Source organism: Nocardia shimofusensis NBRC 100134 (assembly GCF_001613125.1).
Lineage (GTDB): Bacteria > Actinomycetota > Actinomycetes > Mycobacteriales > Mycobacteriaceae > Nocardia > Nocardia shimofusensis.
Map to the genome: position 1 here is coordinate 129,139 of NZ_BDBT01000002.1, position 17,576 is coordinate 146,714.

Genomic DNA, 17,576 nt, shown 5'->3' on the forward strand with positions numbered 1-17,576 from the left:
TACGAGAGTAGGCGCGGACCCGAATCCGGCGCGAGCCGGAATAACCCGGATGTGGAGAGAACGATACGGCTCGGAACGATAGGGCTCGGAACGATAGGGCTCGGAACGATAGGGCTCAGGGCAGAACGATACGGCCCGCGCGGGCCAGTCGCTCGACAGCCGTGCCGCCCAATTCCTCGGCGGTGATACCGACCAGCAGATGATCGCGCCACGCGCCGTCGACATCCAGATAGCGCTGCAGCAATCCCTCTTCCCGGAATCCGCAGTTGCGCAGCACCGCCTGGCTCGCCAGATTCTCCGGCCGTACGGTGGCCTCCACCCGGTGCAGTCCGACCGGCCCGAAACAGTGGTCCAGTCCCAGTGCCAGCGCGGCCGTCGCCACGCCCTGCCCGCTGCGATCCTTGGCCACCCAATAGCCGATCCAGGCCGAACGCAGCGCACCGCGCACGATGTTGCCGACCGTCAGCTGCCCGACGAACGCACCGTCGACCTCGATGGCGAACGGGATCATCGCGCCCCGGCGCGCCTCGGCTTTGAGGCTCGACCACAGCGAGGGCCAGTTCGACGCGTGGTTGCGCGCCTCCCAACTGCCGCGCCCGGTCGGTTCCCACGGCTCGAGATGCGCACGGTCGCGCAGTCGCAGCCTGCTCCACGCGGCGGCGTCACGGAACCGCACCGGCCGGAGTGTCACCGCACCGGCGGCCACGTGTACCGGACCGAGGCGGGCGGGCCATCCAGGATGCTGCGTGGCCCGGAATACGTTCATGCTCTCCATAGTTCACTCGTGCCCTGAGCTCAGCGGCCGAGTCAGCCACGTTGGGACAAGAAGGCGACCTGTACCTCGTCCCCGGTCCGGAAGTCGGTCTCGTCAGGTTCGACGATGATCAGGCTGTTCGCCTCGGCCAGGGTCGCCAGCAGATGCGAGGACCCCGCCGCGCCGCCCAGCGGCTGCACCAAATAGTCGCCGGTCGCCTCGTCGCGCATGAGCTGGGCACGCAGGTAGCCCTTGCGTCCCTCCATCGAACTGATCGGCGTGATGGTCCTGGCCCGCACGATCCGGCGCATCGGATGCCTGCGCCCGAGCGCGATCCGGATCAACGGCCGCACCATCACCTCGAAGACCACCAGCGCGCCCACCGGATTCGAGGGCAGCAGGAAGGTGGGCACCTCGTCGCGTCCGAGCCTGCCGAAACCCTGCACCGAGCCGGGATGCATGGCGACCCGGGCGATCTCGAGTTCACCGAGCCCCTCGAGCGCTTCGCGCACCTGCTCGGACGCCCAGCCGCCGACCGCACCCGCGATCACCACGACCTCCGAGCGCACCAGCTGACCTTCGACCACATCGCGCAGCCTGCGCGGATCAGTGCTGACGATGCCGACCCGGTTCACGTCCGCGCCCGCGTCCCGCGCGGCGGCGGCCAGGGCGTAGGAGTTGACGTCGTAGACCTGGCCGGGGCCGGGGGTCCGGTCGATGTCGATCAGTTCCCCGCCGACCGCGATCACCGACAGCCGGGGCCGCGGGTGCACCAGCACCTTGTCCTGGCCGACCGCGGCCAGCAGGCCCACCTGAGCCGGGCCGATGATGGTGCCCGCCCGCACGGCCACGTCGCCGGGCTGCACGTCGTCGCCGACGCGACGGACGTAATCACCGGAACGCACCGGCTCGTACACCTTGATCCTGGCCCGCCCGCCGTCGGTGAAATCCAGCGGCAGCACGGCGTCGGCGAGGGTGGGCAACGGCGCACCGGTGTCCACGCGCACGGTCTGGCGCGGTTGCAGCCGGATGGGCTGGCGCGAGCCGGCCACCACCTCGCCCACCACGGGCAGCGTGAGATCGACGAGTTCGCCGTCCTCGTCGCGGATCTCGGTGCCCGCCGCGGCCACGTCGACGCTGCGCACGGCGTAACCGTCGATCGCGGCCTGGTCGAAACCGGGCAGCGGACGCTCGGTGACGATGTCCTCGGCACACAGCAGTCCCTGCGCCTCGGAGATCGCGACCCGGACCGGCCGCGGTGCGACCGCCGCCGCGGTCACCTTGATCTGCTGATCCTCAACCGAGCGCATCCAGCCCTTCCTGATCCTCTCCGCACCTGTTCACGGCCCGACGCTTCCGGGCCCGGCCGTGATCGCCCGCCCCGCACATTGTGGTACCCGACCGCAGGCGCGCCAGGCGCGGCTCCTACTCGTCGGTCGCCAGTTGCGGATCCCAGTCCGAACTCAGCCGATGATGCAGCCACTCCCGCAGGGCGGGGCCGTATTCCTCCCGTTCGAGGGCGAAATCGACCGCTGCTCGAAGATAACCGCCCGGGTTGCCCAAATCGTGGCGCGACCCACGGTGGACGACCACATGTACCGGATGTCCTTCTTCGATCAGCAGGGCGATGGCGTCGGTGAGCTGCAATTCACCACCGGCGCCGGGCTCGATGCGCCGCAGCGCGTCGAAAATCGCCCGATCGAGCAGGTACCGGCCGGCCGCGGCGTAGGTCGAGGGCGCGTCGGCGAGTTCGGGCTTCTCCACCATGCCCTTGACGCGCAGCACATTCGGGTTGACGGCGTCGGGCACCGGGGCGACATCGAAGACACCGTAGGCGCTGACCTGGTCCTTGGGCACGTCGATCGCGCACAGCACCGAGCCGCCGCGTTTGCGCCGGACCCGGCTCATCACGTCGAGCACGCCACAGGGCAGCACCAGGTCGTCCGGCAGCAGCACGGCGATGGCGTCCTCGTCGTCGTCGAGCACGCGCTCAGCCTGCGCGACGGCATGTCCGAGCCCGAGCGGCTCCTCCTGCACCACCGAGGTGACATCGAGCAGCCCGGGCGCTTTGCGCACCTTCTCCAGCAGGTGGAACTTGCCGCGCTCGGCCAGCGTGCCCTCGAGCACGAGGTCCTCGACGAAGTGCGCGACCACGCCGTCCTTGCCGGGCGAGGTCACGATCACCAGGCGCTCGGCGCCGGAATCGGCGGCCTCGGAGGCGACCAGTTCGATGCCGGGGGTGTCCACCACCGGCAGCAATTCCTTGGGCACCGTCTTCGTCGCGGGCAGGAACCGGGTCCCCAGCCCTGCCGCCGGAACGACGGCCGTGCGGAAACACGACGCCGCCCTCTGCGGGGACGCTGTGTCCGACGAGGACACTGCGGCCCGCGCGGACTGTCCGGCCTTTGCTGTCATACGCATACCCTATCCATCCATGACACCGCCGATGAACGTCGTCGCGACGATCCGGCTGCGGCTGAGCTTAAGGTGATCCCCATGGGGATGCCCCGTCAGCGCGACAAACAGACATGGCGCGGAGAAATTCTCGCTCGCCGGGCGCGCCTGGACCCGGCGCGGCACGCAGCGGAGGCCGCGGCCTTGGCCGCGGCGGTGCGCGAACTGCGCGGCGACGGTGTCACCTGCGCGTACGTGCCGGTGCGCGGCGAGCCCGGTTCGACCGCCATGCTGGACGAACTGCGGGCCGACGGGGGGCGGGTACTGCTGCCGGTGACCGGTGCTCCCGGAGCGCTGGCCTGGGGCGAGTACACCGGCGCCGACGATCTGCGCCCAGCGCGCTATGGGCTGCTCGAACCGGTCGGGCCCGCGCTCGGGCCGGAGGTGGTGGCCGAGGCCGACCTGATCCTGTTGCCCGCGCTGGCGGTGGACCGGCGCGGCGTGCGACTGGGCCGCGGGGCCGGATACTACGACCGCACCCTCGGCGCCGCCCGGCCGCACGCCCGGCTGGTGGCGGTGGTGCGAGACGAGGAGTTCGTGGCGTCGCTGCCCGAAGAGCAGCACGATGTGCGGGTCGATTGGGTACTCACCCCCGGCGGTGGAGTGATCCGGCTCGGCCGGGACGACTGCGGGGAATGACACACCGACTGGCGACGTTGGCACTGTCGGCGGTAGAGTGCTAGCTCGACGGAAACTCGCGGAGGATGCTGTGCCAACTTACTCGTATGCGTGCACCGAGTGTGACAACCGGTTCGACATCGTTCAGTCGTTCTCCGACGATGCCCTGACCGTGTGTGAACAGTGCTCCGGGAAGCTGCGCAAGCTGTTCAATTCGGTCGGCATCGTCTTCAAGGGCAGCGGTTTCTACCGCACCGACAGCCGTGGTGGCGCGGTCCCCGCGGGCGATTCGGCCAAGTCCGACGGCGGCTCCTCGTCCAGCAGCTCGGATTCGTCGTCGAGTTCTTCTTCGTCGAACTCCTCGTCATCGAGTTCTTCCTCGTCCAGCACCGCGTCGAGTACGACGAGCACCTCGGTCGCCTGACTTTCGTTGCCCGGACCTCGATCGGCTGGGCGGCGCGACCGCCCCAACCAGCCGATCGAGCGCCGCCGTGCGCGCGCCACTGCCGCGCCATGCCGATCATCCGGGTAATTCATCCCCAACCCCGTAGTTGTCCCCAGCCGCCGGTTCCGCCGGTGCGCGAAGCCGATTCGCGGCGATAGCGTCGCCGCATGAACCGCATGTTCAGCGATCTCGGCCGTGGCTCCGTCCTGCGAGCGGCCTGGTGGAACCGGCCACCGTGGATCGATGCCACCCTCGCGCGCCGCGTGCTTGCCGCCGCTCTCGTCGTGACGGCCGCGGTCCTGCTGGTGCGCGGCGATCCGGATACGAACCGTGTTTCGGTCGTCCTCGCGAGCCGTGATCTGCCGCCCGGCGCCTCCCTCACCGCCGCCGACCTGACCGCGGCGCCGCGTGCGGCGGGCTCCCTACCGGCGGGCGCCGTGCGCGATCCGGGCGATCTGCTCGGCGCGACGCTCACCAGCGCGATGCGCACCGGGGAGGTGTTCACCGATCTGCGGGTCGTCGGTCCGCGGCTGGCCGAAGTCGCCACCGGCGCGGCGGAGTCGAGAATCGTGCCGATCCGGCTGGCCGACACGGCGGTCGCGGGCATTCTGCGGGCAGGCGACCGGGTCGACGTGGTGGGCGCCGAAGAGCGGGCGCGCACGCTGGCGACGGATGCCGCGGTGGTGCTGGTCGCCGGATCCGGAGAAGGCGATCGCAGCGGACCGGTGGTCCTCGTCGCCATGGACGCCGAGCACGCCGTCGCGGTCGCGGCGGCATCGCTGCATACCGCCCTGACCGTCGTATTCCATTGACCGGCCGAGTTCGCCGGTCGATTGCCGATAGCGTGAACTACGATCCCGATACGGCGGAAAATAGATTTCGCCGAGCACGACCGTTGGATTCATCCCGAAGAGGAGAACTCGGCATGCTCAAAGGTTTCAAGGATTTTCTGCTTCGCGGAAATGTCGTCGACCTGGCAGTTGCCGTGGTCATCGGCACCGCCTTCGTGGCGATCGTCACCGCGTTCAGCGATGGAATCATCAATCCGCTACTGGCGGTATTCGGTGACGCGAATGAAGTCGGACTCGGTTTCCGGCTGGTTGCCGACAACCCGGCAACGTTCGTCGCGATCGGTCCGATCATCACCGCTCTGATCAACTTCATCCTCATCGCGGCCATTCTCTATTTCGTTCTGGTGCTGCCCTCGATCCATCAGAAGAAGCGCCGCGGCGGTGACGCCGAGGAGCCGCTCAGCGACAGCGAACTGCTCGTGCAGATCCGCGACCTGCTCGCCCAGGCTCAACAGAGCGCGGGCGGACGTCACGAGTTCTGATTCGGCGCAAGGGTTCTGGACAGCGAACGGGCCCGCCACCATGCGGTGACGGGCCCGTTCGAGGGGTGTCGCCCGGATCAGCCGAGGCTGAACGGCTGGCCCCACAGGGTCACCGAGGTGATGACGTTCTCGGTCTCCACCTCGACGTCGACGAAGGCGCGCGCCTGCGCGTAGCCGCCGCAGCCGGACAGGCCGATGGTCGAGTCCGCCCAGGTGACCGAGCCACTGTTGCCGCTGAAACCGTTGCGGGCCGAGTGGTCCTCACTGCCGAAGTCGTCGGCTTCCTCGAGGTCGAGGAGGTAGAACTGCTGGGCCTGGCCTGGGCCGAGCGAGAGGTCGCCACCACCGTTCGCGCCGACACCGCCGGTGACCGTCTCACCGCTCCAGTCCGCGGTGCCCTCCACGCCGCCGCCGACACCGCCGCCTGCGATATTGACCTGGCAGCCCACCACGTACCCGGGCTTGATCTTGCCGCCGATCTCATCGCTGACGCCACTGATCTCGACCTGGGCGCTACCGGAGACCCACGCGTTGCGGTGCACCGGAGTGGAGCCCATGGACGGACTGATCAGCGCGGACTCGCCGACCAGGCGAACGGTCACGACAGTGCCGTCGGAGAGCGTCTTGACGATCTCGCCGCCGGGCAGGGGAACGAAGGTGTCGGCGTTGGCAGCGCCGGTGGAGAGCAGGCCCATGGTGATGGCGGCAGCAGCCCCGACCCCGGCCGCCCGCGCCGCATTCTTACGGTTGATCATGTATCCAATACCCTTCGAGGGTTCGATTCGCTTGCGCGAGAAGTTTTTTCGGTGTTTCTCGGGCGGCGTCAGCCGATGCTGAACGGCATGCCGTAGAGCGTGGTCTTCGAGTAGTGGTCGCCGATGATCTCGACGACGGTGTAGGCGCGCGCCTGGGCGTAGCCCGCGCAACCCTGGATCTCGATCTCCACGTCCTGGTACTCGACGGAGTAGACGCCGGGCTCGGCGATGTTCTTGTAGTTGATCTGCACGAACTTCACCTCGCCAGGGCCCAGGCTCACACCGAAGGACCCACCGAGGCCGCCCTCGCTCAGGTTGACGGAACCCGACATACCGAGGCTGACCGCATCATCACCGATGCTGACCTGGCAACCGACGATGTAGCCGGTGTTCAGCTGGGAAATCCCGTGGGTCGAAGAGTTGTTGGTGCCCGAGTCGCCGGTGGGGCCGTTGTTCGGGCCGGCTTCGCCCTCCGGTGTCACGGTGACATCGGCGGTCGCGTTTCCGGAGACCCAGACGACGCGCCCGGCGCCGTTGGCCGCCATCGACGGCGAAATCAGAGCACTCTCACCCGTGCGGGTGATGGTGACGCCCGGTCCGATCTTCTCGCCGTCCGGCAACGGCACGAAGGTGTCGGCGTTGGCGGCGCCGGTCGAAAGCAGGCCCATGGCAACGGCCGCCGCCGCGCCGACGCCCACGGCGCGGGCGCCGTGACGCAGACCGTTGGTGCGGTTCTCGCTCATACTTCCCCTCATCAGGTTCTAACAGTCCGACCTCGACCATCGAGGCGGACAAGTGGTCCTCACAGGCCCAGCCCAGTCTGTCGCCTATTTGTTGCCGGTACGTAACCGGCTGTTATTTCGGCGCTACACGGTCGGGGCCGAAAAGCCACCTGGGACAGCGCTCGCCGCCCCCGGAGAAAGCGAGTTCTCGGCGGCGGATACGGCATCTCGAACGTTGTTCCGAGCGGAAGATTAAACGCTGGGTTAAGCGTCGGCAACGGCTGAAGAAAAAGCCGGTGCATGTGACTTGAATCACCTTCACTCTCATGCCGATATCGCTTGACGTGCATAAATGCAGTATGCGAAGGCGTACGACACGTACGTGGAGTTACTCGGTGAACTATCGGGGTGGGCAGAGCTCAACCGCCACGACCAGCGACGATGAGATAGATCACAGCTTTATACCAGAAGCGGTGAGGGAGTTCCGTCGGCGAGAAATCGCGCGGAAGAAGGACATTCGCCGGGACGCGTCAACCGTGGTGCGGAGGCACCTGGGAGCGTAGCCAGTCGTCGCCGGACTCGGTTCGCTCGCGCGGATCGTCGTCGCGCTCGTCCGCGGTGGTGTCCGGCAGTGTGTCGCCGAAGATGCGCGCCAGGCGCGCGGCATCCCCGGCCCGGCGGCGCGCCGGGCGGGGATCGTCGGAGTGCTCTGCGCTCATTCCGCCAAGCCGGACAGCTCGCCGATCACCTTGCCCGCCAGCGGGGTCAGCGTCGCCATCGCGTCGCGCACCGCCGCGCGGGTGCCGGGCAGATTCACCACCAGCGTCGAACCGGAGATCCCGGCCACCCCGCGGGACAGGCCGGCATCCAGGGATCCGGCGACCCGGCCGGAGGCGCGCAGCGCCTCGCAGATGCCCGGCAGTTCCCGGTCGAGCACCTGTGAGGTGGCCTCGGGGGTGACATCCCGCGGCGACATGCCGGTGCCGCCCACGGAGACGACCAAGTCGACGCCGCCGATCACCGCGGTGTTGAGAGCGTTACGGATCTCCACCTCGTCGGCCTGCACCGACACCGAGGCGTCGACCAGGAATCCCGCCTCGGTCAACAGTTCGGTGACCAACGGCCCGATAGAGTCCACGCCGCCGTGGGCGGTCCGATCATCGACGACAACCACGAGTGCGCGACCTGCCACAGGATCGATTTCCATAGTGCTCACCGTAGCGCCTGGGTCGAGCAAGTCCTCGGGGGCGCTGGACAATTCCGGGTTCAGGCCGTCCACCGCGATCATCCGCAGCCGACCGCGGCGCGGGCCCGTCATCGGGCGCCCTCGGTGGGTGCGGCGGTGAGGGTGACCTCGACCGTGATGGGGTTGCCGCCTTTGTCGTCGGTATAGGTGACCTTCACCTTGTCTCCTGGTTGCCTGGACCGGACGGCGGCGATGAGCGCCTCGCCCGAATCGATGGTGCGATCGTCGAGCTTCGTGATGACCGCGCCTGCCGGTATACCCGCTTCTGCCGCCGGTCCACCCGGTGTGGCCTCCAACACCAGGGCGACGCTGTCCTGCGGCCGCAACTTGATGCCGATCTGCGCGTAGGTGGCCCCTCCGGTGGCGATGAGTTCCTGGGCCACCCGGCGCGCCTGGTCGACCGGGATCGCGAAACCGAGGCCGATCGAACCGCTCTGCTGACCGCCGAGCCCGCCCGAACCGAGAGTGGCGATGGCGGTGTTGATCCCGATCAGCCTGCCCTCGTAGTCGACCAGGGCGCCGCCGGAATTGCCGGGATTGATCGCGGCGTCGGTTTGGATGGCGTCGATGACCGGCTGCGGCGCGTTCGGATTGTCGGTGCCCTCGCCGCTGGTGGAGACCGGCCTGTTGAGGGCCGAGACGATGCCCGTGGTGACCGTGCCCGCCAGGCCGAGCGGGGAACCGATGGCGATGACCGGCTGGCCGACCTGCAGTCCGGCCGAGGCGCCCATCTCGAGCGGGGTCAGATCGGTGCGGCCCTCCACCTTGATCACCGCGAGATCGGAGACCGGGTCGGCGCCGACGATGCGCGCGGGCGCGCTGGTGCCGTCGGAGAAGCGCACCACGATGGTGGCGCCGGTGCCGCCACCGGAGGCGACATGGTTGTTGGTCAGGATCAGCCCGTCGGAGGACAGCACGACCCCGGAGCCCTCCCCCTCGGCGCGGTTGCTGGCCACCTCGATCATCACCACGCTGGGCAGCACCTTCTGCGCGACCGCCTGGGTCGAACCGGCGGGGGCGTTGGCGACGGTGCTGACGTCCGGCCGGGGCACGTCCAGGGCGTTGGTCACCGGCGCCCTGCCGTCGTCGCGGGTCGCCACCACGCCGACCGCACCGCCGACACCACCGCTGACCAATGCCAGTGCCACCGCGCCCGCGATCAAGCCGGCGCGCGCCGGGCGGGACGGACGCTGCGGGGCGGCGGGGTGAGCGGCCGAACCGACCGGTCCGGGGACCGGACCGGAGAACGGCTGGGTCGGATAGTGCCCGTAACCCTGTCCCGGAAAGCCGCCCTGACCGGGGTGGGCCGTCCCCGGGGCCGGCTGCGCGCCCATGTGCTCGGTCGCGCCCGGGCTCGTGGTCGGGTGCGTCTGGTGGGGAGCCTGGGAGCCCCCGGCCTGGAAATCCTCCGTCATGGCGTACTCGTTTCTCCTCACATCCACCGTCCAGCCTGGCCGCGACGGCTTAAAGCGAACTGAGACCGTGCTTGCAGTTCTCCGAGATCGACCGTCTCCCGCTGTTCCATACAACGACGCTGGACGCTGTGCCGTTCCATGCTCTGCCGTTTCTCGCCAGGAAGCGGCTCATGCCGGCCGGTCCGCTCCGCCCATCGGGGTTCCCGCCTCGCCGGGCAGCACGATCCGGACGGACGCGCCGCCGCGCTCGGAGTTCTCGATGGTGATGGTGCCGCCGTGCTTGGTCACCACTTGTTTGACGATGGCCAGTCCCAGCCCGGAACCGGGCATCGACCGCGACGCGGTGGTGCGATAGAACCGCTCGAAGACCAGCTCACGTTCCTCGGGCGCGATGCCGGGCCCCGCGTCGTCGACATTCAGTTCCAGCAGCCCTCGCCCGGTCTCGCGCATGCTCACCCGCACCTGCTCCCCCGCAGGACTCCATTTCGCGGCATTGTCGAGGACATTGAGAATCGCGCGCTCGAGCGCGGAGTCGTGGCCGTAGACGAACCATGGCCGCAGCTCGGCGACGAACTCGACATCGGCGCGACGACGCCTGGCCCGTTCCAGCGCCCGCTCGGTCACCTCGCCCAGATCGACGCGGTCGTAGACCGTTTCCGGCGCGTCCTCGCGCGCCAGGTCGACCAGGTCGCCGACCAGGGTGGACAGCTCCTCGATCTGGGCGACGACGTCCGCGCGCAGATCGGCCATGTCCTGCTCGGGCAGCGTGGGCGCGTCGGGGCGGCCCGCGGCGATGAGCAGCTCCATGTTGGTGCGCAACGAGGTCAGCGGCGTACGCAGTTCGTGACCGGCGTCGGCGACGAGTCTGCGCTGGCGGTCCCTGGATTCGGCGAGCGCGCGCAGCATGGTGTTGAAACTCTCGGTCAACCGGGCCAATTCGTCGTCCCCGCTGACCGGGATAGGAGTGAGGTCATCGGTGCGGGCGATGCGTTCGGTGGCGGCGGTCAGCCGGGCGATGGGCCGCAGGCCGGTCCGCCCGACCGCGGTGCCCGCCGCGGCCGCGAGCACGACGCCGCAGCCGCCGACCACGAACAGCAGCCAGGCCAGCCGGTCGAGCACCTCCCTGGTCGGTTCGAGCCGCTGGGAGATCACCAGGGTGGCCCCGGAGTTGGTGTGCACGGCCAGCACGCGCTGATTGCTGACCGTGCGCAGCGATGTGGCCAGCTCGCCGTCGGCCACCGCCAGCTCCTGTTCTCCCACCGGCGGGATGGTCTGCTGCGGCGGCATATAGGGCTTGTGGTCGGCGAAGATCAGTGCGACGCCGACATCGTTGGAGTACAGCCCGGCCAGGATGATCGACTGGAAGCCGAGGCTCTCGAAGTTGTTGTCGATCATGGTGGCCGCGCGCGCCCGCAGCGCCTCGTCGACGTCGGCGTAGAGCGCGCGCGCCACCATCGCGTAGGCGGCGATCGAGGTGACCGCCACCGCGATGGCCACCACCGAGGCTGCCAGCAGGGTGACCCGCCAGCGCAGCGAGACCGAACTGGTCAGCGGCATCGGCGGACGCATCGCGGCAGGCTCGGCGGCGGCCAGGCCGACAGGTGCGAGGGCTGGGCGTCTCGGATTGCTGCGTGCCATGATCGCGGCGCCCTACGGCGGCGTCTCGCGCAGCACGTAGCCGACACCGCGCACGGTGTGGATCAGCCGCGCCTCGCCCTCGGCCTCGGTCTTGCGGCGCAGATAGCCGATGTAGACCTCGAGCGCGTTGCCGGAGGTGGGGAAGTCGTAGCCCCACACCTCCTCCAGGATGCGGCTGCGGGTGAGCACCCGGCGGGGGTTGGCCATCAGCATCTCCAGCAAGGAGAACTCGGTGCGGGTGAGGCTGATCGAGCGGTCCGCGCGCGACACTTCGCGAGTCACCGGATCCAACGAGAGATCGGCGAAGTGCATTGCCTCCGAGATCTCCCCGGGATCTGCGGCACGGCGGCGCAGCAGCGCCCGCAAACGTGCCAGCAATTCCTCGAGCGCGAAAGGTTTGGGCAGATAATCGTCGGCGCCCGCGTCCAGCCCCGCTACCCTTTCGGAAACCGAATCCCGCGCCGTCAAAACCAGAATCGGAAGATCGTCCCCGGTACTACGCAATCTCCGGCAAACTTCCAGCCCGTCCAGGCGCGGCATCATCACGTCCAGCACCAGCGCGTCGGGGCGCTGCGCGGCGGCTTTCTCCAGGGCGTCGATCCCGTCCACGGCGAGGTCGACGGTGTAGCCGTTGAAGGTCAACGACCGGCGCAGCGATTCCCGGACGGCGCGATCGTCGTCGACTACCAGAATCCGCATGAGACCAGTCTGACCGTACCGACTGAGAGCCGACTGAGAGGGGCCGTGCGACACGCCGCCGAGCCGGTTCCGCGACCGACACGCCGGTCCGGACGGGATGACCAGCGACTTTCGCGGCAAACCCGCGCGAGACCCGGACGCGCGCTCGAGGAGGTCTCCTCGTTTCGCTGCGAAAGCCGTTAGCGGCGGGCATATTAGAGAATAATCGAGCCGCATGCCCCGGATTGCCGTTACAAGTCAGGCACGGTATGTTCCCTGCGGTAAAAACAAGACCTCGAGTTGGTTCTCAACGGGTTGGTTCCGAGACTTATGCTGAACAGCCGCTGACCATCCCGGGGAACCCGCGCGGAGTGGAGGCGACGGAAGCGGATGGATGCAACACCGCGTTCCCGGCAATTCAGCTTGTCGAACTGGCCAGTCACCCGCAAGGTCGGGATCGTGCTACTGCTGCCGGTGGTGCTCGCATCGACCTTCGCGGCGTTGCGCATCAACGACGAGCTCTCACTGATCTCCCAGCTCGACGCGGCGACCGGTCAGGCTCAGCTGGTGCGCCCGATGCTCGAATTCGGCGCATCGGCCGAGCAATTGGCGATCGCCGCGGTCACCGCCGATCCGGCGCGCAATCCTGATCCCGCCACCGACGAGGCGGCGGCGAAGTTCGACCAGGCCGCCGCCGACCTGGAGACGGCCCTGCGCTCGGTCGAGGCCGACAACGTCACCGAGGAGCTCTCCGCGGCCATCGCCGCGGGCCGGGTCATGCGCAACGGCCTGCGCGGCAGCTCGCCGGTGACGATCGCCGAACAGGTCGGTCAGGTCGGCGACCGGATCATCGCCGCCACCGCGGTGTCGAACTCGCTGGAAGAGGTCACGATCCAGCGGTACTTCCTGCAGCTGGGCCTGATCGCCAACAAGCGCCGCCTGCTGACGCAGGAACACATCATGGTGGCCTTCGCCGACGCCAACCCGGCGAGCCGGGCGAACATCCTGACGATGCTCGGCGCGGAGATGGTGCTCATCAACGTCTACGCCTACCTGAGCCCGGAGTCGGCGACCAACGCCGACGTCCTGCTCGAGGCGGTGCAGACCCGTATCGGCGCGCTCGGCCAGAACACCGGCAGCCTGTCGGACAACGAGGTCGTCTACGACTCGTTGCGCCGCAGCACGGCGGCCTACACCGAGGCCACCGGAACGCTGCTCGACCTGGTCGACCGCTCGCTGGCGGATCGGACCGCCGAACTGCGCGGCGTGGTGCTGCGCGATATCGCGATCGTGGTCACGACCCTGCTGGCCGGCCTCGCGCTCGCCCTCGCGGTCGCCCGCTCGCTGGTGGTGCCGATTCGCCGCCTGCGCCACGGCGCACTGCAAGTCGCCCACGTCGACCTGCCCAACGAGCTCGAGGTGGTGCGCTCCGGCGGCGCCACCCCGGAACCGACCCGCGTCGAGGTGCACACCACCGAGGAGATCGGCCAGCTCGCCCGAGCCGTCGACGACATCCACGGCGCCGCGCTCCACCTGGCCGCCGAACAGGCCCGTCTGCGCCTGCAGATCGGCAGCATGTTCGAGACCCTCTCCCGGCGCAGCCAGTCCCTCGTGGAGCAGCAGCTCTCGCTCATCGAGGAACTCGAGCACGACGAGGACGATTCGGGTCGGCTGCAGAGCCTGTTCCGCCTCGACCACCTCGCCACCCGCATGCGCCGCAACGGCGACAACCTGCTGGTCCTGGCGGGTACCGCGCTGCGCCGCGGCCATCTGCCGCCGGTGCCGCTGTCGGACATGCTCTGGAGCGCGGTCTCGCAGGTCGAGGACTACCAGCGTGTCGAGATCGGCGCCGCGCCCGACGGCGTGGTGCCCGGCGAGCCCGCCGTCGACATCGAGCACCTGCTCGCCGAGCTGATCGACAACGCGCTGCGCTACTCGCCGCCCACCACTTCGGTGGCGGTGTCGGTGGCCCGTTCGGTCGACGGCGGCTACCTCATCGAGATCATGGACCGCGGCCTGGGCATGTCGGCCGAGGATCTGCAGACCGTCAACAGCCACCTCGCCTCCGGTGGTGAGGTCACCGTCGAAACCGCGCGCCGCATGGGTCTGTTCGTGGTGGGCCGACTGGCCAAGCGCCACAACATCACCGTCAACCTGCGCCGCACCTCGGCGATGACCCAGCAGCCCGGCATCACCGCCAGCGTGCACCTGCCCGGATCGCTGGTCACCGCGCTGCCGCCGAACGACAAGCACCCGAAGGAACTGCTCTCCCCGACTCCCTCGAAGTCCGAGCAGACCTCCTCCTACGACCTGCCCGGCTCGCCGGCGCCGCGGATCCTGCAGCCGGTGCCCAGCCCGGCCTCGGCCGAGCACGGTTCGCCCGCGGAGCCGGGTCCGCGCGGCGGCACCGGGAGCGGCCTGCCGCAGCGCCGCCCGGCCATCCGGGTGGCGCCCGGCCCCGATCGCGGTGGCGACCGCCCCGCGTCCGGCGGCTTCACCGAGGAGCCGCCGAAGGTCGACATGTGGGCCGAACCGGAGAGCTACGCCGATACCCCCGCCCCCGATTCCTTCCCGTCGGAGGCACAGGCTCAGGACTCCTACTCCTCGCAGGGCTATACCTCGCCGAGCTACTCCTCGCAGTCCTACGCGACCGAGACCTTCGAGCCCGCGCCGACCGGCGCGCAGTCCTCCGGGTCGCGCGGCACCGCCGACTCGCATCCGACGGAGGTCTACTCCAGCTCGTCGGCGCGTCCCTTCGAGGCCTACCAGGGCGATCCGTACGTCACCGACGTCTACGTCCCCGGCGACCCGGTGCCGCAGCAGGTTCCGATCCCCCGGCACGAGCAGGACGTGCCCGCACCGAGCACGGCCTCGCAGACCACCTCGACCGGATTGCGTCCGGTCACCACCGAATCGCCGACGCCGATCTACCAGCGCATGGTGTCGGAGTGGCTGGTGGAGCCCGCTTCCTCGGGCTCGGAGGCCGAGGACGACAAGGACGACGGCGCGGGCGGCGGCGAGTGGTCCGCGCCGGGCGACACCGGCTGGGCCGCGGCGGCCGAGGCCAGCAAGCCCACGGTGTCCGGCCGGACCAACGGCGGGCTGCCGATCCGCCGCCCCGGCGCCCAACTCGTGCCGGGCGGTCTCGCACCGGCCAACGAATCGAACGCGCGCGATCCGGAAGAGATCCGCAACAGTTTGACCAGGCATCTCAGCGGGGTCCGCAGTGGGCGGGCCGACGCCCAGTACAACGACGGAGGGCTCGAGTGACCGAGAAACCAAGCACCACAACGGACGAGAACCTGAACTGGCTGGTCACCCGCTTCACCAGGGACGTGCCCGGGGTCACCCACGCGGTGCTGGTTTCCGCCGACGGCCTGCTCCAGGCGACCAGTCCGCACCTGCCCGCCGATCGTGCCGAGCAGTTGGCCGCGGTGACCGCCGGTCTGGCGAGCCTGTCCGCCGGCGCGGCCCAGCTGTTCAACGGCGGCAAGGTGATGCAGTCCATCGTGGACATGCAGCGCGGGTACCTGCTGGTGATGACGGTCGGCAACGGTTCGCACCTGGCGGTGCTGGCCAACAAGACCCACGACATCGGACGGATCGGTTACGAGATGGCGCTGCTCGTCGACCGGGTCGGCTCGGTGGTCCAGGCGACCGCGCGCAGCGCCGTCTGAGAGTGGCATGTCCACCCCATCCGGCGGGGGGCCGGGTATACCGCCTACCCGAGTCCGCCCATACGCGTTGACCTCGGGCCGAACCGAACCCGCGGTCGACCTTCCCCTGGAGGCGGTCATCGAGACCATCTCCTACACTGCCCATCTCGAATGGCCGGTCGGCGATATTCGCACCGATATCGTCAGGCTGGGCACCGCGCGTCTGTCGGTCGCCGAGATCACCGCCAAACTTCAGCGTCCGCTGGGTCTGGTGCGCGTCGTGATCGGAGATCTCGTCGTCGCTGGAACGTTGCGTGTGCATTGGACCCTGAGTGACCAGGCGAGCTATGACGAGCGCCTGTCCCTGATGGAGAGGACATTGCGTGGACTCCGCGCCCTATAACCCCACGCCGTTCGGCGGCACGGCGCCGCAGGACAACCGCACCGCCTCGACCAAGATCGTCGTCGCGGGTGGTTTCGGCGCGGGCAAGACCACCTTCGTCGGCGCCGTCTCGGAGATCGTGCCGTTGCGCACCGAGGCGATGGTGACGGGGTTCTCCGACGGCATCGACGACCTCGCCGCGACCCCCGGCAAAGAGACCACCACGGTCGCGATGGATTTCGGTCGCATCATGCTGCCGGGCAACTTGACGCTGTATCTGTTCGGCACCCCGGGCCAGCGCCGGTTCTGGTTCATGTGGGACGACTTGATCCGCGGCGCCATCGGCGCGGTGGTGCTGGTCGACACCCGGCGAATCGAGGACAGCTTCGCGGCGGTCGACTTCTTCGAGGCCCGCGGCCTGCCGTTCCTGGTGGCGGTCAACCGGTTCCCCGATGCCCCGCGCTTCCCGGTAGCCGAACTGCGCGAAGCGCTCTCGGTGCGCCCGATCGTGCCGATCGTCGACATCGACGCGCGCAATGCGATGGAAGTACGCCAGTCGCTGGCGGCGGTGACCGAGTACGCGATCCAGCGTCTGGCCGCGCAGCAGCGGGAACAGCCGGTCGGACAGGCGTGAGGGTGCTGTCGCGGTGAGCTATTTCTCCATGGGCTATTGGGTCCTCGGCCTGGCGGCGCTGGTCTCCACGGTCGGCGCCCTGGTCGGCTTGATCTGCGTGCGGCAGTCGACACATTCGGTGACCCAGAAATTCCGGCTGGTCTGGCAGGTCGCGGCGGCGGTCTGTCTGGGCGGTGTCGGCACCTGGCTGGCGGTCTTCATCTCGATGCTCGGCGTGGCCCCCACCGACGACGGCCTGATCCGCTACGAATCCACCCGGCTGGTCACGGCGGGCGTGATCGCGGTGGTCGCCGTGCTCGCCGCGCTGCTGGTGCTCGGGATGCAGGCCGACCTGCCGCGCCTGGCCGCCGCCGGTCTGATCATGGGCCTGGGCACCACGGGGATGATGTACGTGGCGATGAACGGCGTCCATGTCCGCGGGTCGGTGCGCACCGCGTGGTGGGCGGTGCTGGTGGCCGCGGTGATCGCGATCGGCATCGCCACTGCCACCCTGTGGTTCATCCTGCGGCGCACGCCGATCCGGGTGCTGATCGCCGCCGCGGTGCTGTTCGCGGTGGGCACGCTGGGCATGCACTACGTGCGTCTGGCCGGGATGGCGATCGAACTCGACGAGAGCATCGCCCGCCCGCCCGGCGACGACCTGTTCGGCTTCCTGGTCCCGATGTTCGTGCTCGGCATGCTCTCGCTCGCGGTGCCGATCACCGCGGTACTGGTGGCGCCGGACCGGCGCCTGCGGACCGCGCCCACCCCCGCGTCCACCGCCACGCCCGGCACCGGACCGTCGGGGGCCTTCGACGCGGGCGAGACGATGGTGATCGGCACCCCCCGCTTCTAGGATCTCGTGCG

The 17,576-nt window shown here is 69.2% G+C and carries 19 protein-coding genes; 9 read left to right on the top strand and 10 right to left on the bottom strand.

Annotated elements, in window-relative coordinates; translation table 11 throughout:
- Positions 1-115 precede the first annotated feature (115 nt).
- The 3 genes from NS3_RS02830 to NS3_RS02840 form a co-directional block, all read right to left on the bottom strand.
- Positions 116-766 carry a GNAT family N-acetyltransferase gene (locus NS3_RS02830; protein WP_067853545.1) on the bottom strand — a complete coding sequence of 217 codons (651 nt, stop codon included), beginning with the start codon at positions 764-766 and terminating at the stop codon, positions 116-118.
- Positions 767-807: 41 nt separating this feature from the next.
- Positions 808-2,064 (bottom strand): molybdotransferase-like divisome protein Glp, encoded by a 1,257-nt coding sequence (gene glp / locus NS3_RS02835; RefSeq protein ID WP_067853021.1) that lies wholly within the window; start codon positions 2,062-2,064, stop codon positions 808-810.
- Between the two features lie 115 nt (positions 2,065-2,179).
- Positions 2,180-3,169 (bottom strand): UTP--glucose-1-phosphate uridylyltransferase, encoded by a 990-nt coding sequence (locus NS3_RS02840; RefSeq protein ID WP_245649443.1) that lies wholly within the window; start codon positions 3,167-3,169, stop codon positions 2,180-2,182.
- 81 nt (positions 3,170-3,250) lie between these two features.
- Between NS3_RS02840 and NS3_RS02845 the strand changes: the two genes are divergently transcribed.
- The 4 genes from NS3_RS02845 to mscL all read left to right on the top strand — a co-directional run bounded on the left by NS3_RS02845 (position 3,251) and on the right by mscL (position 5,604).
- Entirely contained in the window at positions 3,251-3,847 is a 597-nt protein-coding gene (locus NS3_RS02845; protein WP_067853037.1) for a 5-formyltetrahydrofolate cyclo-ligase, read from the top strand.
- Positions 3,848-3,917: 70 nt separating this feature from the next.
- On the top strand, positions 3,918-4,250 hold the full coding sequence (locus tag NS3_RS28225) for an FmdB family zinc ribbon protein (protein ID WP_084494991.1): 333 nt from the start codon (positions 3,918-3,920) through the stop codon (positions 4,248-4,250).
- A gap of 188 nt (positions 4,251-4,438) precedes the next feature.
- On the top strand, positions 4,439-5,083 hold the full coding sequence (locus tag NS3_RS02855) for an SAF domain-containing protein (protein WP_067853048.1): 645 nt from the start codon (positions 4,439-4,441) through the stop codon (positions 5,081-5,083).
- A 113-nt stretch (positions 5,084-5,196) separates the two neighbouring features.
- Positions 5,197-5,604, top strand: coding sequence for a large conductance mechanosensitive channel protein MscL (gene mscL / locus NS3_RS02860; protein ID WP_067853051.1), 408 nt, complete (start codon positions 5,197-5,199; stop codon positions 5,602-5,604).
- A gap of 77 nt (positions 5,605-5,681) precedes the next feature.
- Here mscL and NS3_RS02865 read toward each other — a convergent pair whose 3' ends face one another.
- The 7 genes from NS3_RS02865 to NS3_RS02895 form a co-directional block, all read right to left on the bottom strand.
- Complete coding sequence (locus tag NS3_RS02865) at positions 5,682-6,359, bottom strand: MspA family porin (protein WP_067853054.1); 678 nt, start codon at positions 6,357-6,359, stop codon at positions 5,682-5,684.
- 68 nt (positions 6,360-6,427) lie between these two features.
- On the bottom strand, positions 6,428-7,102 hold the full coding sequence (locus NS3_RS02870; RefSeq protein ID WP_067853060.1) for an MspA family porin: 675 nt from the start codon (positions 7,100-7,102) through the stop codon (positions 6,428-6,430).
- Positions 7,103-7,611: 509 nt separating this feature from the next.
- On the bottom strand, positions 7,612-7,800 hold the full coding sequence (locus tag NS3_RS02875; protein ID WP_067853063.1) for a hypothetical protein: 189 nt from the start codon (positions 7,798-7,800) through the stop codon (positions 7,612-7,614).
- Positions 7,797-8,288 carry a MogA/MoaB family molybdenum cofactor biosynthesis protein gene (locus NS3_RS02880; RefSeq protein WP_245649453.1) on the bottom strand — a complete coding sequence of 164 codons (492 nt, stop codon included), beginning with the start codon at positions 8,286-8,288 and terminating at the stop codon, positions 7,797-7,799. The genes NS3_RS02875 and NS3_RS02880 overlap by 4 nt, the downstream gene beginning before the upstream one ends.
- Before the next feature lie 107 nt (positions 8,289-8,395).
- The gene (locus NS3_RS02885; protein WP_084494992.1) at positions 8,396-9,742 is read right to left on the bottom strand and encodes a S1C family serine protease; all 1,347 of its coding nucleotides are present in this window, start codon (positions 9,740-9,742) and stop codon (positions 8,396-8,398) included.
- Between the two features lie 168 nt (positions 9,743-9,910).
- Positions 9,911-11,380 (bottom strand): HAMP domain-containing sensor histidine kinase, encoded by a 1,470-nt coding sequence (locus NS3_RS02890; RefSeq protein ID WP_157101135.1) that lies wholly within the window; start codon positions 11,378-11,380, stop codon positions 9,911-9,913.
- Between the two features lie 12 nt (positions 11,381-11,392).
- Positions 11,393-12,079, bottom strand: a complete 687-nt coding sequence (locus NS3_RS02895; RefSeq protein ID WP_067853068.1) for a response regulator transcription factor — start codon at positions 12,077-12,079, stop codon at positions 11,393-11,395.
- A gap of 438 nt (positions 12,080-12,517) precedes the next feature.
- Between NS3_RS02895 and NS3_RS02900 the strand changes: the two genes are divergently transcribed.
- The 5 genes from NS3_RS02900 to NS3_RS02920 are packed head-to-tail and all read left to right on the top strand — an operon-like array spanning position 12,518 to position 17,565.
- Positions 12,518-15,328, top strand: coding sequence for a sensor histidine kinase (locus NS3_RS02900; protein WP_245649444.1), 2,811 nt, complete (start codon positions 12,518-12,520; stop codon positions 15,326-15,328).
- Positions 15,325-15,735 carry a roadblock/LC7 domain-containing protein gene (locus NS3_RS02905; protein ID WP_067853074.1) on the top strand — a complete coding sequence of 137 codons (411 nt, stop codon included), beginning with the start codon at positions 15,325-15,327 and terminating at the stop codon, positions 15,733-15,735. Before NS3_RS02900 ends, NS3_RS02905 begins: the two co-directional genes overlap by 4 nt.
- Before the next feature lie 7 nt (positions 15,736-15,742).
- Entirely contained in the window at positions 15,743-16,117 is a 375-nt protein-coding gene (locus NS3_RS02910) for a DUF742 domain-containing protein (RefSeq protein ID WP_051027397.1), read from the top strand.
- Positions 16,098-16,730, top strand: coding sequence for a GTP-binding protein (locus NS3_RS02915; protein WP_174375436.1), 633 nt, complete (start codon positions 16,098-16,100; stop codon positions 16,728-16,730). Before NS3_RS02910 ends, NS3_RS02915 begins: the two co-directional genes overlap by 20 nt.
- 13 nt (positions 16,731-16,743) lie before the next feature.
- Entirely contained in the window at positions 16,744-17,565 is an 822-nt protein-coding gene (locus tag NS3_RS02920; RefSeq protein ID WP_067853077.1) for an MHYT domain-containing protein, read from the top strand.
- Positions 17,566-17,576: the final 11 nt, after the last annotated feature.